This window comes from Caballeronia sp. LjRoot29 (genome assembly GCF_964252755.1).
Classification (GTDB): domain Bacteria; phylum Pseudomonadota; class Gammaproteobacteria; order Burkholderiales; family Burkholderiaceae; genus Caballeronia.
In genome coordinates, this window is the sequence record NZ_CAXUPU020000018.1 from 123,093 (window position 1) to 146,770 (window position 23,678).

20 protein-coding genes are annotated in these 23,678 nt (G+C 60.0%); 13 read left to right on the forward strand and 7 right to left on the reverse strand.

Annotation, left to right across the window (positions count from 1 at the left end; all coding sequences use genetic code 11):
• The first annotated feature begins 167 nt into the window (after positions 1 to 167).
• The 6 genes from ACSQ83_RS20200 to proC all read left to right on the forward strand — a co-directional run bounded on the left by ACSQ83_RS20200 (position 168) and on the right by proC (position 7,408).
• The gene (locus tag ACSQ83_RS20200; protein WP_414950009.1) at positions 168 to 1,583 is read left to right on the forward strand and encodes an FAD-binding oxidoreductase; all 1,416 of its coding nucleotides are present in this window, start codon (positions 168 to 170) and stop codon (positions 1,581 to 1,583) included.
• A 189-nt stretch (positions 1,584 to 1,772) separates the two neighbouring features.
• On the forward strand, positions 1,773 to 3,266 hold the full coding sequence (locus ACSQ83_RS20205; RefSeq protein ID WP_414950007.1) for an FAD-linked oxidase C-terminal domain-containing protein: 1,494 nt from the start codon (positions 1,773 to 1,775) through the stop codon (positions 3,264 to 3,266).
• Positions 3,267 to 3,446: 180 nt separating this feature from the next.
• Positions 3,447 to 4,535: a glycolate oxidase subunit GlcE gene (gene glcE / locus ACSQ83_RS20210; RefSeq protein WP_414950005.1), complete on the forward strand. Its 1,089-nt coding sequence runs from the start codon at positions 3,447 to 3,449 to the stop codon at positions 4,533 to 4,535.
• Between the two features lie 16 nt (positions 4,536 to 4,551).
• The gene (gene glcF, locus ACSQ83_RS20215) at positions 4,552 to 5,778 is read left to right on the forward strand and encodes a glycolate oxidase subunit GlcF (protein WP_414950004.1); all 1,227 of its coding nucleotides are present in this window, start codon (positions 4,552 to 4,554) and stop codon (positions 5,776 to 5,778) included.
• 80 nt (positions 5,779 to 5,858) lie between these two features.
• Entirely contained in the window at positions 5,859 to 6,563 is a 705-nt protein-coding gene (locus tag ACSQ83_RS20220) for a YggS family pyridoxal phosphate-dependent enzyme (RefSeq protein ID WP_436229367.1), read from the forward strand.
• A 32-nt stretch (positions 6,564 to 6,595) separates the two neighbouring features.
• Complete coding sequence (proC, locus tag ACSQ83_RS20225) at positions 6,596 to 7,408, forward strand: pyrroline-5-carboxylate reductase (RefSeq protein ID WP_436229368.1); 813 nt, start codon at positions 6,596 to 6,598, stop codon at positions 7,406 to 7,408.
• 47 nt (positions 7,409 to 7,455) lie between these two features.
• Here proC and ubiA read toward each other — a convergent pair whose 3' ends face one another.
• The 6 genes from ubiA to recG all read right to left on the reverse strand — a co-directional run bounded on the left by ubiA (position 7,456) and on the right by recG (position 15,000).
• Positions 7,456 to 8,367 (reverse strand): 4-hydroxybenzoate octaprenyltransferase, encoded by a 912-nt coding sequence (gene ubiA / locus ACSQ83_RS20230; protein WP_436229369.1) that lies wholly within the window; start codon positions 8,365 to 8,367, stop codon positions 7,456 to 7,458.
• Between the two features lie 196 nt (positions 8,368 to 8,563).
• Positions 8,564 to 9,055 carry a Dps family protein gene (locus ACSQ83_RS20235; protein ID WP_436229370.1) on the reverse strand — a complete coding sequence of 164 codons (492 nt, stop codon included), beginning with the start codon at positions 9,053 to 9,055 and terminating at the stop codon, positions 8,564 to 8,566.
• 165 nt (positions 9,056 to 9,220) lie between these two features.
• Positions 9,221 to 9,382, reverse strand: coding sequence for a hypothetical protein (locus ACSQ83_RS20240; protein ID WP_436229371.1), 162 nt, complete (start codon positions 9,380 to 9,382; stop codon positions 9,221 to 9,223).
• Between the two features lie 71 nt (positions 9,383 to 9,453).
• Positions 9,454 to 10,938 (reverse strand): catalase, encoded by a 1,485-nt coding sequence (locus ACSQ83_RS20245; RefSeq protein ID WP_436229372.1) that lies wholly within the window; start codon positions 10,936 to 10,938, stop codon positions 9,454 to 9,456.
• Between the two features lie 361 nt (positions 10,939 to 11,299).
• Positions 11,300 to 12,259, reverse strand: coding sequence for a hydrogen peroxide-inducible genes activator (locus tag ACSQ83_RS20250; RefSeq protein ID WP_414949988.1), 960 nt, complete (start codon positions 12,257 to 12,259; stop codon positions 11,300 to 11,302).
• Positions 12,260 to 12,759: 500 nt separating this feature from the next.
• Complete coding sequence (gene recG, locus ACSQ83_RS20255; protein WP_436229373.1) at positions 12,760 to 15,000, reverse strand: ATP-dependent DNA helicase RecG; 2,241 nt, start codon at positions 14,998 to 15,000, stop codon at positions 12,760 to 12,762.
• A gap of 339 nt (positions 15,001 to 15,339) precedes the next feature.
• Here recG and queA point away from each other — a divergent pair, with 339 nt between their 5' ends.
• The 6 genes from queA to ACSQ83_RS20285 all read left to right on the forward strand — a co-directional run bounded on the left by queA (position 15,340) and on the right by ACSQ83_RS20285 (position 22,171).
• Positions 15,340 to 16,392 carry a tRNA preQ1(34) S-adenosylmethionine ribosyltransferase-isomerase QueA gene (queA, locus tag ACSQ83_RS20260; protein WP_436229374.1) on the forward strand — a complete coding sequence of 351 codons (1,053 nt, stop codon included), beginning with the start codon at positions 15,340 to 15,342 and terminating at the stop codon, positions 16,390 to 16,392.
• A 106-nt stretch (positions 16,393 to 16,498) separates the two neighbouring features.
• The gene (tgt, locus tag ACSQ83_RS20265; protein ID WP_414949985.1) at positions 16,499 to 17,686 is read left to right on the forward strand and encodes a tRNA guanosine(34) transglycosylase Tgt; all 1,188 of its coding nucleotides are present in this window, start codon (positions 16,499 to 16,501) and stop codon (positions 17,684 to 17,686) included.
• 172 nt (positions 17,687 to 17,858) lie between these two features.
• Positions 17,859 to 18,182: a preprotein translocase subunit YajC gene (gene yajC, locus ACSQ83_RS20270; RefSeq protein ID WP_062091715.1), complete on the forward strand. Its 324-nt coding sequence runs from the start codon at positions 17,859 to 17,861 to the stop codon at positions 18,180 to 18,182.
• Positions 18,183 to 18,336: 154 nt separating this feature from the next.
• A complete protein-coding gene (gene secD, locus ACSQ83_RS20275) occupies positions 18,337 to 20,409 on the forward strand; it encodes a protein translocase subunit SecD (protein ID WP_436229375.1) in 2,073 nt (690 codons plus the stop codon).
• Between the two features lie 17 nt (positions 20,410 to 20,426).
• On the forward strand, positions 20,427 to 21,377 hold the full coding sequence (gene secF, locus ACSQ83_RS20280; RefSeq protein ID WP_414949983.1) for a protein translocase subunit SecF: 951 nt from the start codon (positions 20,427 to 20,429) through the stop codon (positions 21,375 to 21,377).
• A 209-nt stretch (positions 21,378 to 21,586) separates the two neighbouring features.
• Positions 21,587 to 22,171: a BrnA antitoxin family protein gene (locus ACSQ83_RS20285; protein WP_436229376.1), complete on the forward strand. Its 585-nt coding sequence runs from the start codon at positions 21,587 to 21,589 to the stop codon at positions 22,169 to 22,171.
• 44 nt (positions 22,172 to 22,215) lie between these two features.
• On the opposite strand, the gene ACSQ83_RS20290 is transcribed toward ACSQ83_RS20285, so the two are convergent.
• Positions 22,216 to 23,490 (reverse strand): MFS transporter, encoded by a 1,275-nt coding sequence (locus tag ACSQ83_RS20290; RefSeq protein ID WP_436229377.1) that lies wholly within the window; start codon positions 23,488 to 23,490, stop codon positions 22,216 to 22,218.
• Here ACSQ83_RS20290 and ACSQ83_RS20295 point away from each other — a divergent pair.
• A partial coding sequence (locus ACSQ83_RS20295) for a hypothetical protein (protein ID WP_436229378.1) occupies positions 23,489 to 23,678 on the forward strand: 190 nt, incomplete at its 3' end. The genes ACSQ83_RS20290 and ACSQ83_RS20295 overlap by 2 nt on opposite strands.

The window sequence follows — 23,678 nt, forward strand, 5'->3', positions numbered from 1 at the left end:
CCGGTCAGCATCCGCGCTCATTATAGGCAACGCGCGGGCCCGGGCTCGATGCAGGCTCAATACGGGCTATCGGCGTAAAATGAATGCATAAAACGCGCGATTCCCGCATTCCGATGCGAGATTTAGCGCACCCAACATCCCATTGCACCGATGTCCGGAGACATGCCGTGAACCACCCCGTCCCGCCGCTCGCCGTCCGCCGCACTTTTCCCGCTACCTTGCTCGACGCGCTGAAATCCGCGTTCCCCGATCGTGTTTCGACGACCACTGCAGTGCGCGAACATCACGGCCGCGATGAATCGCCGTTCGATCCGCAACTGCCCGACGCCGTCGTTTTCGTGACCAGCACGGAAGAGGTCCAGACCGTCGTCCGGCTCTGTGCCGAACATAATGTGCCGGTGATTCCGTACGGTAATGGGTCGTCGCTGGAAGGTCATTTGCTGGCGGTTCAAGGCGGTGTATCCATCGATATGTCGGGACTGAACCAGGTGTTGTCCATCGACGCCGAAGACTTGACGGTCACCGTGCAGCCGGGCATTTCGCGCAAGCAGTTGAACGAAGCGCTGAAGGACACAGGACTATTCTTCCCCATCGATCCGGGCGCGGACGCGAGCATTGGCGGGATGTCGGCAACGCGTGCGTCCGGGACCAACGCCGTGCGCTACGGCACGATGCGCGAGAATGTGCTCGGCCTCGCCGTCGTGTTAGCCGATGGCCGCGTCATCAAGACCGGCACAAGGGCGCGTAAGTCGTCGGCCGGATACGACCTCACGCGCTTGTTCGTGGGTTCCGAAGGCACGCTCGGCGTGATCGTTGAAATCACCGTGCGGCTTTATCCGCAACCGGAAGCGGTATCGGCGGCAGTGTGCGCATTTCCATCAATGGGCGACGCCGTGCGGGCCACCATCGAAACGATCCAGATGGGCGTGCCCGTGGCGCGTGTCGAGTTCCTGGATTCGCTGGCGGTGCGCGCGATCAACCGCCATTCGAATCTCACCTTCCGCGAATCTCCCATGCTGTTCTTCGAATTTCACGGCACGGAAAGCAGCGTGAAGGAGCAGGCGGAAACGGTGCAGGAAATCGTCGCCCAAAACAACGGCACTGATTTCGAATGGGCCACCCGGCCGGAAGACCGCAGCCGTCTTTGGAACGCGCGTCACAACGCCTATTTCGCGATGCTGCAACTCAAGCCCGGCTGCCGCGCCGTGACCACGGACGTCTGCGTGCCAATCTCGCGGCTGGCCGAATGCGTGATGGAAACCGAGCAGGATTTGTTGGCCAGCACGCTGCCCTGCCCGATCGTCGGCCATGTCGGCGATGGCAATTTTCACGTCGCCATGCTCCTCGATCCGGCCAAGCCCGAAGAGTTCGAGGAAGCCGAGCGGATCAATCACCGCATCGTGGCGCGCGCGCTGCGCATGGGCGGGACGTGTACCGGCGAGCACGGTGTCGGGCTGCACAAGATGGGTTTCATGATCGAGGAACACGGCGAGGACGCAATTGGCGTCATGCGCTCGATCAAACATGCGCTCGACCCGAAAAATCTCATGAACCCGGGCAAGATTTTCTCGTACGACGCCTGATCGAACGAGGCTGATTACTTTGGGATAGCGGAGAGGCAAACAGCAAGCGCCCGGCGCGAACCGCTCGCCGGCGTAAAAATATGCTCCGTCCCCGTAATTAGCCCGATCGACGGCAGACACGCGCAGGTGCAAGATCAACGATCTGCTTTTTGGAAATACTCCAGAGCACAAACACCGCCGGGAGGAGACATGAACGCACCCGCCGAGCTTTCGCCGGAAGTGTTGGCGCAACGCCAGCGTGAAGTGGTCCAGGCGCTGATGGCCGTGCTGCCAACGCACTGCCTGCTGTATCGCGAGGAAGACACGGCCGCTTATGAATGCGACGGGCTTGCGGCGTACAGGCGGCTGCCGCTTGCGGTCGCGCTGCCTGAAACCGAAGCGCAGGTTCAACGCGTCGTGCAGATCTGCGCACGGCTCGACGTGCCGATTGTCCCGCGTGGAGCGGGCACGGGCTTGTCAGGCGGCGCCATGCCGATCCGGCATGGGATCGTGGTGTCGCTTGCGCGCTTTCGCAAGATCCTGGAAGTCGATCCGTATGCGCGAACCGCAACGGTCCAGCCGGGCGTGCGCAATCTCGCCATATCGGAAGCCGCGGCTCCCTACGGGCTCTATTACGCGCCCGATCCGTCATCGCAGATCGCCTGCACGATCGGCGGCAATGTCAGCGAGAATTCCGGCGGCGTCCACTGCCTCAAGTACGGCCTGACGTGTCACAACGTGATGCGCGTGCGCGCGGTATCGATGGAAGGCGACATCCTCGAGTTCGGTTCGCTCGGCTTGGACGCGCCCGGGCTCGACCTGCTGGCGGTGTTTATCGGCAGTGAAGGCATGTTCGGCATCGTCACCGAGATCACCGTCAAGCTGATCCCGAAGCCGCAAACAGCCCAGGTGATCATGGCGAGCTTCGACGACGTCGTTAAAGGCGGCAACGCGGTCGCAGCGATCATCGCGGCCGGCATCATCCCCGCCGGGCTCGAAATGATGGACAAACCCGCCACGCGCGCCGTGGAAGAGTTCGTGAAAGCGGGCTACGACCTCGACGCCAAGGCCATCCTGCTATGCGAATCAGACGGCACGCAGGACGAAGTCATGGAAGAAATCGTGCGGATGACGGCCGTGCTGCGCGAATTCGGCGCGAACCGCATCCAGATTTCGCGCTCGGAAGCCGAACGGCTGAAGTTCTGGTCCGGCCGCAAGAACGCATTTCCGGCTGCCGGCCGTATCTCTCCTGACTATTACTGCATGGACGGCACAGTGCCGCGCCGCCAGATCGGGCCACTGCTGGCGCGTATTGAAGAGATGGAAAAAAAGTACGCACTGCGTTGCATGAACGTTTTCCACGCCGGCGACGGCAACATGCATCCGCTGATTCTTTTCAATGGCAACGATCTCGACGAATGGCATCGCGCCGAAGCGTTTGGTTCGGACATCCTGGAATCGTGCGTGGAACTGGGCGGCACGGTGACGGGCGAGCATGGCGTGGGTATCGAAAAGATCAACTCGATGTGCGTCCAGTTTTCGCCCGAAGAACGCGATACGTTTCACGCGATAAAACGTGCCTTCGATCCCCCCGGCCTGCTGAATCCCGATAAAGGCATCCCGACGCGCGCGCGTTGCGCCGAGTACGGGAAAATGCATATCCGCGGCGGTTTACTGCCGCATCCTGAAATTCCGCGCTTTTAAGCAACCCCGTTTAGGCAGCGCTTCTAAACGCTGCCTAATATAACGTCCCATTAATGTCCCTTTGACGCGTCGGCGGTGATTCCAGGCGTTCAAGCCCGCACAGGTATCCACGTTTATACGAGTGGCCGTACGGGAACACGCCGATACACTGAACCAAGAGCCATAAAAACGCGGGACACCATGACAGAGGAAGACATTGTCGCGAGCTGGTCCGAGCGTGTACGCGCTGCGACGGCGAGCAAAACCCCGCTACGGATTCGCGGCGGCGGCACGAAGGACTGGTACGGACAATCGCTGCAAGGCGAGATAGTCGATACGCGGGCACATCGTGGGATTATCGAACATGACCCGGCCGAACTCGTGATCACCGCGAAGGCCGGCACGCTGCTCAGCGAGATCGAAGCGCGGCTGGACGAATGCGGCCAGATGCTGCCGTTCGAGCCGCCGCACTTTGGGCCAAACGCCACCATCGGTGGCTGTATTGCAGCCGGACTCGCCGGCCCGCGGCGCGCTGCGGCCGGCGCGCCGCGCGACTTCGTGCTCGGCGCCGTGGTGATGAACGGCCAGGGACACGTGCTGCATTTCGGTGGTCAGGTCGTGAAGAACGTGGCGGGCTACGACGTCTCGCGGCTGCTGGCGGGTTCGCTCGGCACGCTGGGAATGATCCTGGAGGTATCGGTGAAAGTGTTGCCGAAACCCGTCGCCGAAGCCACGCTCAAGTTCGAGATGAACGACACCGACGCCGTGCGCAAGCTCAACGAGTGGAGCGGCCATCCGTTGCCGCTGACCGGCAGCGCGTGGCGCGACCATACGCTCGCGTTGCGTCTGGGCGGCGCGGAAGCCGCGGTGAAAGCGGCGCGGACATCGCTGGGCGGCGAAGTGGTGGACGCCGTGGAAGCGGAGCGTTTCTGGTGCGGCGTGCGCGAGCAATCCGATCCGTTCTTCGCCGTGCTGCCGCCGAAGTCCGCGCTGTGGCGATTGTCGCTGCCATCGATTGCCGAGCCGATGCATCTTCCCGGCCCGCACATGATCGAATGGGGCGGCGCGCAACGCTGGTGGATCACCGACGCCGATCCGCAAACCGTGCGCATCAGCGCCAAGCAGGCCGGTGGCCACGCGACCATTTTCCGATCGAGCGCCGCGTATGACCGCAACGCGGGCGTCTTCACGCCCTTGCCCGCCCCGCTGATGAAGATTCATCGCGGCCTGAAAGCTGCATTCGATCCCGCGAGCATTTTCAATCGCGGCCGCCTGTACCCCGACTTCTGAACTGACGACACACGCAATGCAAACCAACCTCGCCGATTTCATGCGCGATACCGCCGATGGCGAAGAGGCCGAGGCCATCCTGCGCAAGTGCGTGCATTGCGGATTCTGCACGGCGACGTGCCCGACCTATCAGATACTGGGCGATGAACTCGATGGCCCCCGCGGCCGGATCTATCTGATCAAGCAAATGCTGGAAGGCGCGCCCGTGACACGCAGCACGCAACTGCATCTGGACCGTTGCCTCACGTGCCGTAATTGCGAGACCACGTGTCCATCGGGCGTGCAGTATGGGCGGCTGGTGGAAATCGGCCGGAAGGTGGTCGAAGAGAAAGTGGAACGGCCGTTCGGCCAGCGAGTACAACGCAAATTGCTCGCCAACTTCCTGCCGAACAGCAAGCTTTTCACGCCCGCGATGAAACTCGGCCAGCAGTTCCGGCCGCTCTTGCCCAAAACCTTGCGCAACAAGATTCCAGCCGCGCAACGGCCTCTCGAATGGCCCACCAGCACGCACGAGCGCACGATGCTGATGCTCGCCGGTTGCGTTCAGCCCGCCATGATGCCGAACGTGAACATAGCGACGGCACGCGTATTCGATGCATTGGGCATCCAGATCCTGACTGCGCCCGACGCCGGTTGCTGCGGTGCGATCCGCCTGCACCTCGGCTACAACGACGACGCGCTGGACGACGTGCGCAACAATATCGACGCGTGGTGGCCGTATGTGGAAAACGGCGTCGAGGCGATTGTGATGAACGCGTCCGGTTGCGGCGCGACGGTCAAGGAATATGCGCACTTGCTGCGCAACGATCCGATCTATGCAGAGAAGGCCGCGCGGATCGTGGACTTGACCCGTGACCTGTCGGAGATCCTGCCGCAATACGAAGATGAATTGACCGCGATGACAAGGCGGCGCGCGGTCCACACCGTCGCGTTCCATCCACCGTGCACGCTGCAGCACGGCCAGCAGATTCGCGGGCACGTGGAGAATTTGCTCACCGCGCTCGGCATTGAAGTGCATCTTCCCGCCGATAGCCACTTGTGCTGCGGCTCGGCCGGAACATACTCGGTGCTGCAGCCAAAACTCTCGTACGCATTGCGCGACCAGAAACTCGATACGCTTGAAAAGCTCGAACCGCAGATGATCGTATCGGCGAATGTGGGTTGTATCGCGCATTTGCAGAGCGGTACGTCGACGCCCGTCGTGCACTGGATCCAGCTTGTCGAACATCTGCTGTATGGCTAACGCTGGCGAGCGCGTGCTGTCTTTCAGTAGCACGTCCGTATAATCGGGTCTCTGCTTCTTTCTCTGCGGCGTCCGATTCCATGTCCTCCTCTCATGTAGCGCGTCACCTCGACGAAGTCCGCCAGCGCATTGTAAAGGCGGCGGCGGACGCTTCGCGCGATGTCTCGTCGGTCACGTTGCTCGCGGTATCGAAGACCTTCCCTGCAGAAGATGTTCGCGCCGCCTTCGACGCCGGGCAACGCGCGTTCGGCGAGAACTACGTGCAGGAAGCGGTCGCGAAGATCGCTGAACTGGCTGATCTGCGCAGCGAGATCGAATGGCATTTCATCGGCCCGTTGCAATCGAACAAGACGAAGCTGGTGGCCGAGAATTTCGATTGGGTGCATTCCGTCGACAGGCTGAAGATTGCCGAGCGTTTGTCGGCTCAACGTCCTGAAAACATGGCCGCGCTCAATGTGTGTTTGCAAGTGAACGTCAGCGGCGAGGATTCGAAAAGCGGCGTGGCGCCTGAAGAGGCGTTGGCGCTTGCGCACGCCATTGCCGCGTTGCCCAATCTCAAGCTGCGCGGTTTGATGGCGATTCCCGAACCAGAAGGCACGCTCGATGAGCAACGCGCGCCGCATCGGCGTCTGCGCGAAATCATGGACACGTTACGAGCGGACCGCCTTGATCTCGATACGTTGTCCATGGGGATGTCGGCGGATCTTGAAGCGGCGGTTCTGGAAGGCGCGACCATGGTTCGCATTGGCACGGCCATCTTCGGTGCCCGTGATTATTCTCATTAATTCGCCTTTAATTTTTTCTCGACGACTTCATCATGAAAATTGCATTTATCGGCGGCGGAAATATGGCTTCCGCGCTCATCGGCGGTTTGATCAAGCGCGGCGTCGCGCCGGCGGATCTTTATGTCGTTGATCTTGGAGAAGAAGCACGTGCTCGCGTAGCGAAAGATTTTGGCGTGGCGACCGGTGCAGTCGTCGGTTCGAAGCTCGCGGACTATGACGCCATCCTGCTCGCGGTCAAACCACAGGTATTAAAAGACGTAGCAGGCGTGCTTCAGCCGATATTGTCAAAGCAGTTGGTGATCAGCATTGCTGCCGGCATTCGCGCCGCCGATCTGGCACGCTGGCTCGGCGGATACACGCAGATCGTGCGCACCATGCCAAATACACCGGCGCTCATCGGCATGGGTGTGACGGGATTAGCGGCGCTGCCCGGAGTTGACGACGTAGCGAAAGCGCTGGCATCGAAGGTACTGGAAGCGGTCGGTGAAATTGTATGGTTCGACGACGAAGCGAAGATCGACGCCGTCACCGCTATTTCAGGCAGCGGTCCGGCGTATGTGTTTTATTTCATCGAAGCGATGCAGGAAGCGGCGCGTCAACTCGGGATGGACGAAGAACAGGGTCGTGCGCTGGCTGTGGCTACGTTCACCGGCGCGGCTCAGCTCGCGGCGCAATCGGGCGAACCGGCGAGCGTGTTGCGTGAGCGAGTGACATCGAAGGGAGGTACGACCGCTGCGGCCTTGGCTTCCTTCGAAGTCCAAGGCGTAAAGGACGCAATCGTGCGCGGTGCGTTGGCAGCGGATGCACGGGCTAAACAAATGGGCGAAGAACTGGGCAAAGCCTGACGTCCGCGCGCGCTTCGCGCTTCCAATTGGCATCGCATTGCGCTCAATCAAAAAACGGCGTGCAGCCAGACGCGTGAAGCGTCCGGAGAGGCGAACGCGTACCGCATGAACGCGTAATGCGCCGCAATCCCCGCGAACAGGACGCCGCCAAGCCAGTTGTTATGTTTGAACGCGGCGAAGCATGGCATGCGCTCGCGGTTCTTGATCAGCGTGTAGTGATAGACGGCACATGCCACCGCTGCCGCCCAGCCGATCCAGTACAGCGCGCCAAATGCCAGCGTCATGCCGATCCACACGTAAATCCCTAGCGTCACGGCGTAGCACAGCATGATCGCCGCTACGTCGAAGCGGCCGAATGTCAGCGCCGATGTCCGGATGCCGATCTTGATGTCGTCGTCGCGATCGACCATTGCGTATTCGGTGTCGTAGGCGACTGACCAGAAGACGTTCGCCGCGAGCATGATCCAGGCAAGCGGCGGTACGTGATCCTGCACAGCGGCGAAGGCCATTGGAATGCCGAAGCCGAAGGCGATACCCAGATACGCCTGCGGAATCGCAAAAAACCGCTTGGTGAACGGATAACTCCCTGCCACGAATAACGCAAAGACCGAGAGTTCCTTGGTCAGCGTATTCAGCGGCAGGATCAGCAGGAATGCTACGAGCGATAACGCCGCCGCCAGCGCCACCGCTTCCCAGGCAGCGATCTTGCCTGACGTAATCGGCCGGTTTTCGGTGCGCTTGACGTGTTTATCGAAGTCGCGGTCGGCGTAGTCGTTGATCGCGCAACCCGCCGAGCGCATCAGCAGCGTACCGAGCACGAAGATCAGCAACAGCATGGGTGACGGATGCCCGCTCGATGCAATCCACAACGCGTTGAGCGTTGGCCACAGCAACAGCAGGCTGCCGATGGGTTTATCCATGCGGACGAGGCGGAGATAAAGCGGAAGACGAGCGAGCATGGCGGTTGGACGAGGGCAAATGGCGGTAACCGCATTTTAAAGCAGTGGCGATCCGCAGTTTGCCTGCGTCAAGCAACCCACCCCAAAAGCAAAGAAGCCCCGCGTTCTTCCGAACGTGGGGCTTCATCAATTCCAATTCGCCACGCGCAATCCACGTTCAACCCGTGGCGATCAACCGTAGCGATCAAATCAAACCTTACTGTCCCAGCATCGCGCGCAACATCCACGCGGTCTTCTCGTGAATCTGCATGCGCTGCGTCAGCAGGTCGGCCGTCGGTTCGTCGTTGGCGTTATCGGTCAGCGGGAAAATCGCGCGCGCTGTGCGCACAACCGCTTCCTGCCCTTCGACCAACTGACGAATCATCTCTTCCGCGACGGGAATTCCATCGGCTTCAGGAATGGTCGACAGCTTCGCAAACTCACGATAGCTACCCGGCGCATAAACGCCCAGCGCGCGAATCCGTTCAGCGATGGAATCCACCGCCAGCGCCAATTCCGTGTATTGCCCTTCGAACATCAGATGGAGCGTGTTGAACATCGGCCCCGTGACGTTCCAGTGAAAGTTGTGCGTCTTCAAATACAGCGTGTACGTATCGGCCAATAGATGCGACAAACCATCGGCGATCTTCTTGCGGTCTTTGTCGCTGATACCGATGTTCACAGCCGGTGATGCGATTTTCTTCGCCATAGTGACTCCGTGAGAGTGATACGAACAATGCGGGCGGCCCGGCCGATACTGCTGCCGGGGCTGCCGGGCGTTCGTGAGTTTATCTTAGAAACGCGAGGCGACCCGCCATGGAGGCGGGCCGCAAAGGTTATCGGGGTGCGTCAGGACGACGCGCGGCAACGGCAATCAGACGATGCCCGCACCATGCAATCCTTCGATAACCACCACCGCGTAACCCGCCGCGACGATGCCAAAACCGATCGCGATCCGTACGCCGCGCGACGCATTGAGGCTCTTCGCCTCGATACCGCTTACCGCCCGCTCGAGAGTCATGATCGCCTGTGTCATCGTCGTTCTCCTTGAGTCCTGCATGTCGAATCAAAGGGAGCGCGCATTCTGAAATGCGCGTCCCGCTTTGCTTACTTCATTGCGGCTTCGGCGTCCGCGTCAATCGTTTCAACCTTCTGTCCCAACGCTGCGAGCGCCGCGACCACACCCGCCGCGTACGCCGGATCGGCACGACGGAAGTGCTCGATCTGCACCGCGACGATCTCGTTCGGCACGCCGAAAATATGCCGTGCGATGTTGCCGAAGAAGCGCTGCTTTTGCGCGTCGTCGAAGAGGCGGAACAGCGCGCCCGGCTGGCTGTAGTAATCGCCATCTTCACGATGGTCATAACGTTCCACCGCGCCCGCCGCCAACGCCGGCTCGTTCACGCTCGGATCCTGTGCGAAGTCGCCGAAGCGGTTCGGCTCGTAGTTCACGCGGCCGCCGCTGTTGCCATCGGTACGCATGCCGCCATCGCGATGAAACGAGTTCTGCACGGCGGCCTTCGGCGCGTTCACCGGAATCTGATGGTGATTGATACCAAGACGATACCGATGTGCATCGCCATACGAGAACAAACGCCCTTGCAACAAGCGATCCGGCGAGAAACCAATCCCCGGCACCACGTTCGCCGGTGTGAAAGCGGCCTGCTCGACATCGGCGAAATAGTTGCCGGCGTTCCGGTTCAATTCGATCGTGCCCACGTCGATCAGCGGGAAATCCTTGTGCGGCCACACCTTGGTGACATCGAACGGATTCATGCGGTACGTCGCCGCTTCGGCTTCCGTCATCACCTGGATACGGAAATTCCACTTCGGGAAACTGCCGCGATCGATGTTGTCCACCAGATCACGCTGCGCGCTTTCACGATCACTACCGACGACTGCTGACGCTTCGGCATCGGTGAAATTCTCGAGCGGCTGCTGCGACTTGAAGTGGTACTTCACATAGAAGCGCTCGTTGTTCGCGTTAATGAACGAATACGTGTGCGAGCCGAAACCATGCATTTGCCTGTAGCTTTTCGGAATGCCGCGATCGCTCATCAGGATGGTGACCTGATGCAACGACTCCGGATGCCGCGACCAGAAGTCCCACGCCGCCACGTTGCTGCGCATGTTGGTGTACGGATCGCGCTTTTGCGTATGGATGAAGTCAGGAAACTTCAGCGGATCGCGGATGAAGAACACCGGCGTGTTATTGCCGACAACGTCCCAATTGCCCTCTTCCGTGTAGAACTTGATCGAGAAACCGCGGACATCGCGTTCGGCGTCAGCCGCGCCGCGTTCGCCTGCGACCGTCGAAAAGCGCATGAACAGCGGCGTTTGCTTGCCGACCTCCGCGAACACCTTGGCTTTCGTGAAACGGGAGATATCGTGTGTGATCTTGAGCGTACCGAACGCGCCTGACCCCTTGGCGTGCACCCGGCGCTCGGGAATCACTTCGCGGTCGAAATGCGCGAGCTTTTCGAGCAGCCAAAAATCCTGCAGCGCGATCGGACCACGCGGACCGGCGGTCACCGAATTCTGGTTATCGCCGACTGGCGCGCCTGCTGCAGTGGTAAAGATGCGATTGGTCATCGAATACTCCGTGGAAATGTCTGGGAACGAAACGTTGTGTCGGGGAAGCTCAGCAAGTGCGAGCGAAACTCGCCAGCACTTCAACCACCACTCCCTTGGCTTCGCGAAATGCCGAATTGAGTTGCGTGGCCTGGCGGGCGATCAGCGTCATGGCTTCCTCCGGTGTTGTTCTGGTGAATCGGGTTCGATCCATGGAGATGAGAATAGCAAAGACTATCTGATTATAGAATTCAATTAATTTAATCTATGCGATAGGCCAAGCGAATGTGAGACATGCGCGGCTTGGGGAAAAGCGGGGAAATGGTGCCGGAATCCGCGCCCATGCTGGGCGCGGTCTAGGCTAAATCCAGCTAAGACGGGATCAGTTGACGGCGGCGGGCAATTCTAGCCGCGTGACACCGGGGATATTGCAGGCGGCGATAGCGTCGCAGATGGCTTCAATAGCTGGCATCCGCGTGAAACTCTTGCGCCACGCCAGCACGACGCGACGATCAGGAATGGGATCCTCGAAAGGAACGTAGCTGAGCAAGCCGGCGTCCACGCCACCTGCGTGCGGTTTCACTTCCATCACCGACATCCGCGGCAGCACGGTAATGCCTACGCCGCTCGCAACCATATGCCGGATGGTTTCCAGCGATGACCCCTCGAAGGTCTTCTGGATTCCGTCTGCGTTCTGGGAAAAGCGCATCAGCTCGGGACACACGCCGAGCACGTGATCGCGGAAACAATGGCCACTGCCCAGCAGCAGCATGGTTTCCAGCTTCAAGTCGTCGGCATTGATTTTCGCGCGGTTTTCCCACGGATGGCCTGCCGGCATCGCGACTACGAAGGGTTCATCGAATAGCGCGCGCACCATCAGGCCCGTTTCCGGGAACGGCAGCGCCATGATGGCGACATCGATTTCACCCTGCTTCAGCAATTCGATCAGCTTGAGCGTGTAGTTTTCCTGCAGCATCAGCGGCATCTGCGGGACGCGCTTGATCATCTGCTTGACGAGCGTGGGCAACAAATACGGCCCAATGGTGTAGATCACGCCCAAACGTAGTGGTCCAACCAGCGGATCCTTGCCCTGCTTCGCGATCTCCTTGATGGCGAGGGTTTGTTCGAGCACGCGTTGCGCTTGCGTGACGATCTGTTCACCGATCGGGGTAACGCTGACTTCACTCGTGCCGCGCTCGAAAATCTGCACGTTTAGTTCATCTTCCAGCTTTTTAATTGCTACCGACAAGGTCGGCTGACTCACGAAACACGCCTCGGCCGCACGGCCAAAATGCCGCTCGCGCGCCACCGCAACGATGTACTTCAATTCGGTTAAGGTCATTAGGGGCCAATCAGAGTCGTTGAATCGATAGGATTTGACTTATACACCCGTCGGGGGGATTCGCCAACCCACGGTGGCTCTTGGAGTTGAACGGGGGGATTTCGTTCGCACCGGTGGACGGGATGTTATTGGTTTTTGGCGGTTGGCGGTCGGAGGTTGGGCTGGGTTGCTGCTTTCCAGGTTTTTGCGCGTTCCGTTCTGGCTAATCTTTTTCGCTCTTTTAGCCACTGCGCGTGGCAGCGCGTCATTTCTTTTTCCAAAGCGAAAAAGAAACGAAGCAAAGAAAACGCTTTCACCGCTCCACCCTAAGTGTCCACAGCGTGCAGTTTCTATTCATGGGCGCCCCAAAAGCACGGTGCACGCAAGAGCTTAGGATGTTTGAAACCCTCCTTCTCCGAACACCGATACCCACACGCTTCGCCACCAGTGATTGAACCTGCCTTTGGTCCACCCCGCGCTATCCGCGGAAAACCATCCACCGAATTTGTACGGCGCCAACCTCACGCTTTCAGATATTGCTCGCGCGCACCGAGCCATCGCGCCAGATGGTCCGTGACCGCCTCCGGGAATTGAGCCAGCATCTGATCTGCCGCCGCTCGCGCCGGTTCAATCAGCCAACCATCGTTTTCCAGGCTCGCAAAACGCAGCATCGCCGCACCCGACTGGCGTGCGCCCAGGAACTCGCCAGGTCCGCGAATCTCCAAGTCGCGACGAGCGATTTCGAAGCCATCGGTCGTCTCGCGCATCGTCTGCAAACGAGCACGCGCCGTCTGCGATAAAGGCCCGGCATACATCAGCACACACACCGAAGCCGCCGTGCCCCGACCCACGCGGCCACGCAACTGGTGAAGCTGTGCCAGGCCAAAACGCTCCGCATGCTCAATCACCATCAACGATGCATTCGGCACGTCCACACCCACTTCGATCACTGTCGTCGCGACCAGCAACTGGACCTCCGCGCGCGTGAATGCATCCATGACCGCGGCCTTCTCCGCCGGCGGCAAACGGCCATGCACAAGGCCAATGCGCAACTCGGGCAACGCGGCAACGAGCGTCTCGTAGGTTTCTACGGCTGTCTGCAACTGCAACGTCTCGCTTTCCTCGATCAGCGGACACACCCAATACACTTGCCGCCCCGTCAGCGCCGCCTCGCGCACGCGAGCAATCACCTCTTCCCGGCGGTTATCGGCGACCAGCTTGGTCAGGATTGGCGTGCGCCCCGGCGGCAACTCATCAATAGTCGATACATCCAGATCCGCGTAATACGTCATGGCAAGCGTGCGCGGAATCGGCGTGGCCGACATCATCAATTGATGCGGCTGGAAGTTATGCACGCCATCGGCGGCGTTGTGCGCCTTGGCCCGCAACGCCAGCCGTTGCGCCACGCCAAACCGATGCTGCTCATCGACGATCACAAATCCAAGACGCGCAAACTCCACGGCTTCCTGAATGATCGCGTGCGTGCCAATCACCAAGTGCGCCGCGCCCGATGCCGCCGCCTCCAGCGCCGCACGTTTTTCCTTCGCCTTCAGACTGCCGGCGAGCCATGCCACCGTGACGCCAAGCGGCTCGAGCCACGCTCGCAGCTTGCGCGCGTGCTGCTCGGCGAGGATTTCTGTCGGCGCCATCAATGCGGCCTGATAACCGGCGTCAATAGCTTGTGCAGCTGCGAGCGCCGCCACGATCGTCTTGCCGCTACCTACATCGCCTTGTAACAGACGCTGCATTGGATGCGGCAACATGAGTTCGCCCGATATCTCCGCGCACACGCGTTCCTGTGCGCCGGTCAGCTTGAATGGCAACGTCGCCAAGAACCGCGCGACGAGCGATTCGGGCACATCCTGTAACCGCGGCATCATCGGCGCGGCGCGCGTGCGGCGCTCCTCGTGCGCGCGCTTGAGCGACAACTGCTGCGCAAGCAGCTCCTCGAACTTGATGCGCGTCCACGCCGGATGCGTGCCGTCGATCAACGCGTTTTCATCGGAATCAGCGTGTGGGTGATGCAGCGTTTTCACGGCATCGAGCAACGCGGGTACGTTCAGCGGCTTTAAATGAGCGCGGGCAATCTTCTCCGGCAGCAACTCCGGCAGATGAACGCGTGACAACGCGCTGTCGATCGCCTTGCGCAAATACGCCTGCGATACCCCCGCCGTGCTCGGATACACCGGCGTCAACGCTTGGGGCAGCGGCGTGTCTTCATCCACCGGACGCACCACCGGATGCACCATCTCCATGCCGAAAAAACCGCCGCGCACATCGCCACGGACGCGCAAACGCACTCCGATCGCCATCTGCTTGACCTGCGAGCCGTAGAAATTGAGAAAGCGCAGCGTGAGTTCGTCGCCGGCGTCGTCATGGATCTTGACCAGCAATTGGCGACGCGGCCGGTACGCAATCTCGTTGTCGAACACCACGCCCTCGGTCTGCGTGTTGTCGCCGGGAATCAGATGGCCAATCGGCGTGATGCTGGTTTCGTCCTCGTAGCGCATCGGCAGATGCAGCACGAGATCGATATCGGATTTCAGACCGAGTTTGGCGAGTTTATCGACCGGTTTCGGCGGGGCAGCCGCCGGTTTCAATGGCTGGACTTTGTCCGCAGCAATTTCCAGGTTCGCAAGCGTCTTCACGCCGCCCGAGCGCGTGCGCTTGCGCTTTTGAACAGGCGCGTCGGGTTCACCGGCTGCATCGGGAGCGTCTTCTGCGTCGGGATCAACGAGCAAACGGCGGTCGGACAAGGGCATCTAATCTCTTCAAAGTACAATATCGGCTTCGTTCGGCACGGCGTTGCAAGCATCATCCGCTCGCCGTGCGGCATGCCTGGGTTCGTTATAGCGCCTGAACACGTGGCCGGCGACGGGTTTGTCCATCGGCCGGCATGGACTTAGCCAGGAAACAATGGCTTCCGGAAACCCGGGCTGATGGACGCGAAAGGCCGTTATTTGAACCCGTCGCAACGGTCAATCAGCGTAGCAGTCCGCGAAACCCGAATTAATGCACCGACCCTGCGCCCATCCGCGCCGCCTTGCCAAGCGCCTGGCCAAAATAACGCGCGTTTCATCGCGCATCGACTTGCTTTCCCCATGTTCACGCTTTCTGACTTCGATTTTAATCTGCCGCCCGAGCTGATCGCGCAAACGGCGCTCACCGAGCGTAGCGCGAGCCGTTTGCTCGACGTGGATAACCAAACTGCCACAGCCGCTTTCACCGATCGCCATTTCACCGAGTTGCCCAACCTGCTCGAACCCGGCGACCTGCTGGTGTTCAACGATACCAAAGTCTTGAAGGCGCGGTTCCTCGGCCAAAAGGCCAGCGGTGGCCGTATCGAGGTGCTGATCGAGCGCCTGACCGGCGCAACCACGGCGCTGGCGCAGATCCGGGCGAGCAAAACTCCGTTGCCCGGCACAAAACTCTTTCTCGCCGATGCCTTCGAAGTCACGGTCGGCGAGCGTCTGGAACCGTTCTACACGCTGCATTTCCCCGCCGATTGCCTGACGCTGATCGAGCAATACGGCCGCTTGCCGTTGCCGCCCTACATAGAGCACGATCCCGATTCCTTCGATGAAACCCGCTACCAGACCGTCTACGCCGCAAACCCCGGCGCGGTCGCGGCGCCCACGGCGGGCCTGCACTTCGACCCGGCGCTTTTCGCGGCGCTTGACGCACGCGGCCTGGAGCGCTCGACGCTGACGCTGCACGTGGGCGCGGGCACGTTCCAGCCCGTGCGCGTGGAAAATCTCGCGGAACACAAGATGCATAGCGAATGGTATCGGCTGCCGCAGGAACTGGCGGACAAGATCACGGCGACGAAGGCGCGGGGGAACCGCGTGATTGCAGTCGGCACGACTTCGCTGCGTGCGCTCGAAGCCGCCGCTCGCGATGCTGCCGAAGCGGGCAAATCGCTCGCTGAAACGAGTACCGAGACGGATATTTTCATCACGCCGGGATACCAGTTTCGCGTGGTCGACCGGCTCGTGACGAACTTCCATTTACCGAAATCGACGTTGATGATGCTGGTCTCCGCATTCGCCGGCATGGACGCGATTCGGGCGGCGTATGCGCATGCGATTGAGGAGCGGTATCGATTTTTCAGTTACGGCGACGCCATGCTGCTCACGCGGCAAACGGCGGCCTGAAGCACGCCGTGGGATTAAACGCGCCTCGCATGAGCATGATCTTGGCGCCCACGAACACCTTACCCATTTGCGCCGGACTGTTTTCCGGTGGCACAGGAGCTTTTGAATGACCGAATCAAGCAACATCGCCGACACCATTAACGCGCCGGCTCGACCGGAAAACGGCCTCAAATTCGAACTGATCACAACCGACGGCCAAGCACGGCGCGGCCGCGTCACGTTGAACCACGGCGTCGTCGAAACCCCGATCTTCATGCCAGTCGGCACGTACGGAACGGTCAAGGCCGTCGCGCCGCGCGAACTCGAGGAAATGCACGCGCAGATCATCCTCGGCAACACGTTCCACCTGTGGTTGCGCCCGGGCCTGGAAACCATCGCCGCGCATGGCGGGTTGCATCGATTCATGAACTGGCATCGCCCGATCCTCACCGACTCCGGCGGTTTCCAGGTCTTTTCGCTCGGCGATCTGCGCAAGATCACCGAGGATGGCGTCACGTTCGCGTCGCCCATCAATGGCGACAAGCTGTTTTTATCGCCGGAAATCTCGATGCAGATCCAAAAGGTGCTGAACTCGGACATCGTGATGCAGTTCGACGAATGCACGCCGTACGCCACCAACGACGTGCCCACGCCGCATCAGGACGCAGCGGATTCCATGCGCATGTCGATGCGCTGGGCCAAGCGTTCCGTCGATGAATTCGCCAAGGGTGAAAATCCGAACGCGCTGTTCGGCATCGTGCAAGGCGGCATGTTCGAGGACTTGCGCGATGAATCGCTGGCAGGCCTCGCGGACATCGGTTTCCACGGCTTCGCGATCGGCGGCTTGTCCGTTGGCGAACCGAAGGAAGACATGATGCGCGTGCTGGAACACATCGGCCCGAAGCTCCCCGCCGACAAACCGCATTACCTGATGGGCGTCGGCACGCCGGAAGACCTGGTGGCCGGCGTGGCGTCGGGCGTCGACATGTTCGACTGCGTGATGCCGACCCGCAACGCACGCAACGGCTGGCTGTTCACGCGTTTCGGCGACGTCAAGATCCGCAACGCGGCGCACAAGAACTCGCTCAAGCCACTCGATGAAACCTGCGGCTGCTACACCTGCCGCAATTTCACCCGCGGTTACCTTCATCACTTGCACCGCGTGGGCGAAATTCTCGGCTCGCAACTCAACACGATCCACAACCTGCACTACTACCTGCAACTCATGCAGGAGATCCGCGATTCGATCGAAAATCACGCATTTGACGCATTCGTGAAGCAGTTTAAAGAGGATCGGGCGCGTGGAATTGACTGACCAGATGGCTAACGTCCAACCATTGAATCGGGCATCCGCCCAAGAAACATTACAATTGCTTTACGCAACGCTTTAACAGCTTGATCACAAAGCGCATTCCGCGCTTAGGCTTGCGTAGCCCGGTGATAGAATAGCGGGCTAATTTTCTGATCGTTACAACGGAGAGACCGACGTGGATTTCATTTCAAAAGCATTCGGCGGCGGCGCAGATGGCGCCCAGTCGAGCATCATGAGCTTTTTGCCGCTCATTTTGATGTTTGCAGTGCTGTATTTCATCATGATTCGTCCGCAAATGAAGCGTCAGAAGGAACATCGCAATATGCTGTCCGCCATGGCGAAGGGCGATGAAGTAGTCACGAACGGCGGTATTGTCGGTAAGGTAACGAAGGTGACGGACGCGTACGTTGGCGTCGAAATTTCGGAAGGTACGGAAATTACCATCCAGAAGGCTGCTGTCACGACTATCCTCCCGAAAGGCACGATCAAGTCGCTCTAAGGCCAATTTCCCGCGTCCGGCGCGGCCAGCGTGAGCCGGCCTGCGTGGCCCAGCCTCAGCGGCGTGGTTCCCGTGGTCCCCACGGCCAGTTGCCCGCTCATCGCCGGACGCATCGCGTACCCCTCCTCGCCAACTCTCCTGTTCGGCCATCCCCATGAATCGCTACCCACTTTGGAAATATGCCGTGATGCTGGTGGCGCTAGTCATCGGCCTCGTCTATACACTGCCCAATTTTTTCGGCGAAGCGCCGGCGGTGCAGGTATCGAGCGGCAAGGCAACGGTCAAGCTGGATTCAACGACGCTTGCCAATATCGAAAGCGCGCTGGCCGCCGACAAGGTGACGCCAGATGAAGTGACGTTCGACAATTCGTCGTTGAACGCCAACATCCGTGTGCGCCTGAAAGACACCGACACGCAATTGCGCGTGAAGGATCTGTTGCAGAAAACGCTCAACAGCGACCCGAATGATCCGCAATACGTGGTCGCGCTGAATCTTCAGGCAGCCTCGCCGCGCTGGCTGAGTGCGTTGCACGCGCTGCCCATGTATCTCGGCCTCGACTTGCGCGGCGGTGTCCACTTCCTGTTGCAAGTCGACATGGCGGGCGCGCTGAACAAGAAGCTCGACTCGAACGCCACGGACGCCCGCGCGCTGTTACGCGATAAAAACATCCGCGACGGCGGTGTGAATCGCGTGAATCAGTCAGTCGTGGTGAATTTCGCAGACAAGGCAGCCGCCGATGCCGCGCTCACCATGCTCTCCTCTGGCCTGAACGAACTGCAATGGGCAACGAGTCCGGGCGGCGATGGTTATCAGGTGAGCGGCACGTTTACGCCAGCGGCGCAAAAGGCAGCGGAAGACGGCGCGCTCAAGCAGAACATTGTCACGCTGCATAACCGCGTGAACGAACTCGGCGTGGCCGAGCCCGTGATCCAGCAACAAGGCTCTGACCGCATCGTAGTCGAATTGCCGGGCGTGCAGGACACGGCGAAGGCGAAGGACATCATCGGCCGGACGGCGACGCTTGAAGCCCGTCTCGCTGACCCGACCAACACCCATCCCGGCCCGAACGACCCGGTTCCTCCTGGCGACGAACTCTTCACGCAGGGCAATAACGGCCCGACGCTCGTGAGAAAGCAGGTGATCTTTACGGGCGACCGGATTATCGACGCATCGGCGGGCTTCGACGAACATCAGCGTCCGTCGGTAAATATTCGCCTGGACGCAGCCGGTGGCCGTGCGGTGAGCAGCGTGTCGCGCGACAACATCGGCAAGCCGATGGCCATGATCCTGTTCGAAAAGGGCAAGGGCGAAGTGCTGACGGTCGCGACCATTCAGTCAGAACTCGGCGACCGCTTCCAGATCACCGGCCAGCCTTCACCGCAAGCCGCCGCCGACCTGGCGCTGCTGCTGCGCGCCGGTTCGCTCGCAGCGCCCATGGACATCATCGAAGAACGCACGATTGGTCCGAGCCTCGGCGCGGACAACATCCGGAAGGGCTTCGATTCGGTGCAATACGGTTTCGCCGCAATCGCGGTCTTCATGATCGCGTATTACATGCTGTTCGGCCTGATCTCCATGTTGTCGCTGTCGGTGAACTTGTTGCTGCTGGTCGCCATTCTATCGATGCTGCAAGCCACTTTGACGCTGCCGGGTATTGCAGCTATTGCACTTGCACTTGGTATGGCGATCGACGCCAACGTGCTGATCAACGAACGGATCCGCGAGGAACTGCGTAACGGCGCGCCGCCGCAGCTTGCTATCCAGAACGGTTTCGCGCATGCGTGGGCCACGATTGTTGACTCGAACGTGACCACGCTTATCGCAGGTCTGGCGCTGCTGGCGTTCGGCTCGGGCCCGGTGCGCGGCTTCGCGGTTGTGCACGTTATCGGCATCCTGACTTCCATGTTCTCGGCCGTGTTCTTCTCACGCGGTCTCGTGAACCTTTGGTACGGCGGCAAGAAGAAACTGCAATCGCTGGCTATCGGTCAGGTCTGGCGTCCGGCAGGCAGCGATACGGCTGCGGCCACCGCCACTTACCTCGCTAACGAGCGTGGTGACGAAGAACCCGCTGTCGATCAAGTCGTCATGCCCGCCACACGCCCCAAAGCACCGGTTCCTGCCCGTTCGCAAAAGCAGGCCGCGCCTCCCGTGCGCACTGGCAAGCCGGTTGTGCGGCGTCGCTCGGGCCCCGGTATTGAACCGAAAAAACCCGGCTCGTCCAACTGAGTCCCGGAGAATAAATCATGGAATTCTTTCGTATTCGCCGCGACTTACCGCTGATGCAGCGCGCGTTGATCTTTAACGCGATCTCGCTCATCACGTTCCTCGCCGCTGTGTTTTTCCTCGTGCACCGTGGGCTGCATCTGTCGGTTGAGTTCACCGGCGGGACGGTGGTGGAAGTGCAATATCCGCAAGCCGTGCCGCTTGAACCGGTACGTGGCACGCTGGGCGCGCTCGGTTATCCCGATGCTCAGGTGCAGAACTTCGGCACGTCACGTGACGTACTGATTCGCCTGCCGTTGAAGGAGGGTTTGACGTCGGCGCAGCAGAGCGATCAGGTGATGGCCGCGTTGAAGAACCAGGACGCACAAGTGCAGTTGCAGCGCGTTGAGTTCGTGGGTCCGCAGGTCGGTAAGGAGCTCGTGACCAACGGCTTGCTTGCGCTGGCCTGCGTGGTGATCGGTATCGTGATCTACCTGTCGTTCCGCTTCGAATGGAAATATGCGGTGGCCGGCGTGATCGCCAACTTGCACGACGTGGTGATCATTCTTGGCTTCTTCGCATTCTTCCAGTGGGAGTTTTCACTCTCCGTGCTGGCGGCTATTCTCGCGGTGCTCGGGTATTCGGTGAATGAGTCGGTCGTTATCTTCGACCGGATTCGTGAAACCTTCCGCAAGCAACGCAAGATGACGGTGATCGAGGTGATCAACCACGCCATTACCAGCACGATGTCGCGAACCATCATCACTCACGGTTGTACGGAAATGATGGTGCTGTCCATGTTCCTGTTCGGCGGAGCGACGCTGCATTACTTCGCGCTGGCGCTGACGGTCGGGATCTTGTTCGGTATCTACTCGTCGGTGTTTGTCGCCGCCGCGCTGGCTATGTGGCTGGGCGTGAAGCGCGAAGACCTGATGAAGGACAAGAAGCCGAAGTACGACCCCACCGATCCGAACGCAGGCGCAGAGGTTTGATAGAAAGCTTAAGGATGAGACGTTCGAACGCTGAAATTCAGCGTTCAACAGGTTGAAAGGCCGATTCTTGCGAATCGGCCTTTTTTGCTTCTGAGTTGGCAATTGCAACATTTCGCGGATGAAGTCGTCGCGCTTCAACTGCATGCGGGCCGCAAATTAGTGCCTTAGCTCCGCACATTGTATGTACAATCGTACATACAGGTGGTTGCATGAAATTCGAGTGGGACGAAGCGAAGAATCGAAGCAACATCCGCAAGCACGGCATTGACTTCACTGACGCAGTCGAAATTTTCAAACATACGGCGTTGACCGCGGCGGACGGCAGGGAAGACTTTGGCGAGGATCGCTGGATTGCGTTCGGATGGATGCAGTTGATCGTAGCCGTGGTCGGTATACGTCGAGCGCAGCGGCGACACCATCCGGATCATTTCGGCGCGCAAAGCAACCAGGCCCGAAATAAAACGCTACGGGCAAGCGCTTGTATCTTGATCCGCTTTACCGCCGCCTCGCGGCAACAAAAGGTAGGAGCACACATCATGAGCAATGCCACGAAGACAGATTGGAAACGCCTGGAGGCCATGCCGGATTCCAGTATCGACACCAGCGAGATGCCCGAACTGGGCGACGACTTCTTCCAGCGCGCCGAACTGCACACGCCACCCAAGCAAGCGGTAACCATGCGCCTGGACGCTGACGTCCTGGCCTGGTTCAAGGAACAAGGTCAGGGGTACCAGACGCGGATCAACAAGCTTCTGCGCGCCTACATGCTCGCGCAGCAAAAGCAGCACTCTTAAAACCATGGCGCCACGGCTACGCGCGTATAAACCGCGCAAATTCCTCACGTGAATCCCAGCCGTTTGCGCGCCGCCATCAATGCGACCAGGCTTATCACGGCGGCAAAAATCAAATAAAAGCTGGGCGCGGCTTTCGATCCCGTCGATGCAATCAGCCACGTAATGATGAACGGCCCGAATCCGCCGAACACCGTGACCGCGATGTTATAAGCCAGCGACATCCCGGTTGTGCGCGTCGCAACCGGAAACATCTCCGATAACAACCCGGGCAACGCCGCGAAATACCCCGTCATCAACACGCCGAGCACCGCTTGAACAATCAGCAGCGTGCCGAAGGTCGGATGGCCAACGAGCCACGTGAAGAGCGGATAAATCAATACGAGCAGCAGCACCGCCGAGATCAGCATGATGCGGGTGCGGCCGTGGGTATCGGAGAGATGACCTACGAACGGGGAAAGCACCATCTGGATTATGCCCGTGAGCAGGATGGCCGTGAACGCCACCGATGGCGCGAGCCCTAACTGCCGGATTGCGTACGTCGGCATGAAGAGCACGAGATAAGTCGCCACCGTGCCCAGCACTACCGTTCCAATGGCGATCAGCAGGCGTTCCTTGTTCGACGCGAAGGTGTCGCGCAACGGGGTAGTCGTAGTAACCGCGGCGAGGAATTCCGGCGTTTCATCGAGGCGCGTCCGGATGTAGTACGCCACCGGTCCGATCAGCAAACCGAAGAAGAACGGCACGCGCCAGCCCCATGAACTCATCTGTTCCGGCGAGAGATTGCCGGTCAGCACGATGCCAAAGATAGCCGCGAGCAACGTGGTCAACCCTTGGCTTGCGACCTGCCAACTCGCGAAGAAACCACGGCGGCCGGGAACGTGCTCAGCGAGAAACGCCGTCGCGCTGCCAAACTCCCCGCCGGCCGAAAAGCCCTGCATCAGGCGCGCGAGCACCAGGATCAACGGCGCGGCAACGCCAATCGAGGAGTACGTAGGCAACACGGCAATGATGAACGTGCCCATCATCATCAGCAAGATAGACAGTGTGAGCGCGGCCTTGCGCCCTGCCCGGTCGGCATACGCGCCAAGCACGATGGCCCCCAGCGGCCGCATGAAAAACGATACGCCGAACGTACCAAGCGTCAGCAGGATGGACACGGAGTCATCGCCCGACGGGAAAAACAACTTCGAGATAACGACCGCGAAGAACCCATAGACAACGAGGTCGAACCATTCGAGCGCGTTGCCTATGGACGCTGCCACCACCGCGCGCCACGCGGCCGGGCGGATAATCGGACCTGCTGCAGGCGTACTGCTCATGCATTTCTCCATGTCTTGTCGGTATGACGGGCTGTCGGCCAAAGCGCAAACGCTGCCGACTGTGCCACACCGAAATCCGGATCGTAATGCTCGCAATACCGGGGGCGAAAAAAAAGCCGCTTCGGTCAGAAGCGGCTTTCTTATTCAGCGAGAACGGCTCGCGGGGAAGAATCGGCGCTTATTGCCGA

What these genes read in the sequence shown, in the direction of transcription:
- ACSQ83_RS20205 (WP_414950007.1), top strand. Translation starts at nt 1,773, where the DNA reads ATGAACGCACCCGCCGAGCTTTCGCCGGAAGTGTTGGCGCAACGCCAG.
- glcE (WP_414950005.1), top strand. Translation starts at nt 3,447, where the DNA reads ATGACAGAGGAAGACATTGTCGCGAGCTGGTCCGAGCGTGTACGCGCT.
- glcF (WP_414950004.1), top strand. Translation starts at nt 4,552, where the DNA reads ATGCAAACCAACCTCGCCGATTTCATGCGCGATACCGCCGATGGCGAA.
- ACSQ83_RS20220 (WP_436229367.1), top strand. Translation starts at nt 5,859, where the DNA reads ATGTCCTCCTCTCATGTAGCGCGTCACCTCGACGAAGTCCGCCAGCGC.
- proC (WP_436229368.1), top strand. Translation starts at nt 6,596, where the DNA reads ATGAAAATTGCATTTATCGGCGGCGGAAATATGGCTTCCGCGCTCATC.
- ubiA (WP_436229369.1), bottom strand. Translation starts at nt 8,367, where the DNA reads ATGCTCGCTCGTCTTCCGCTTTATCTCCGCCTCGTCCGCATGGATAAA.
- ACSQ83_RS20235 (WP_436229370.1), bottom strand. Translation starts at nt 9,055, where the DNA reads ATGGCGAAGAAAATCGCATCACCGGCTGTGAACATCGGTATCAGCGAC.
- ACSQ83_RS20240 (WP_436229371.1), bottom strand. Translation starts at nt 9,382, where the DNA reads ATGACACAGGCGATCATGACTCTCGAGCGGGCGGTAAGCGGTATCGAG.
- ACSQ83_RS20245 (WP_436229372.1), bottom strand. Translation starts at nt 10,938, where the DNA reads ATGACCAATCGCATCTTTACCACTGCAGCAGGCGCGCCAGTCGGCGAT.
- ACSQ83_RS20250 (WP_414949988.1), bottom strand. Translation starts at nt 12,259, where the DNA reads ATGACCTTAACCGAATTGAAGTACATCGTTGCGGTGGCGCGCGAGCGG.
- recG (WP_436229373.1), bottom strand. Translation starts at nt 15,000, where the DNA reads ATGCCCTTGTCCGACCGCCGTTTGCTCGTTGATCCCGACGCAGAAGAC.
- queA (WP_436229374.1), top strand. Translation starts at nt 15,340, where the DNA reads ATGTTCACGCTTTCTGACTTCGATTTTAATCTGCCGCCCGAGCTGATC.
- tgt (WP_414949985.1), top strand. Translation starts at nt 16,499, where the DNA reads ATGACCGAATCAAGCAACATCGCCGACACCATTAACGCGCCGGCTCGA.
- secD (WP_436229375.1), top strand. Translation starts at nt 18,337, where the DNA reads ATGAATCGCTACCCACTTTGGAAATATGCCGTGATGCTGGTGGCGCTA.
- secF (WP_414949983.1), top strand. Translation starts at nt 20,427, where the DNA reads ATGGAATTCTTTCGTATTCGCCGCGACTTACCGCTGATGCAGCGCGCG.
- ACSQ83_RS20285 (WP_436229376.1), top strand. Translation starts at nt 21,587, where the DNA reads ATGAAATTCGAGTGGGACGAAGCGAAGAATCGAAGCAACATCCGCAAG.
- ACSQ83_RS20290 (WP_436229377.1), bottom strand. Translation starts at nt 23,490, where the DNA reads ATGAGCAGTACGCCTGCAGCAGGTCCGATTATCCGCCCGGCCGCGTGG.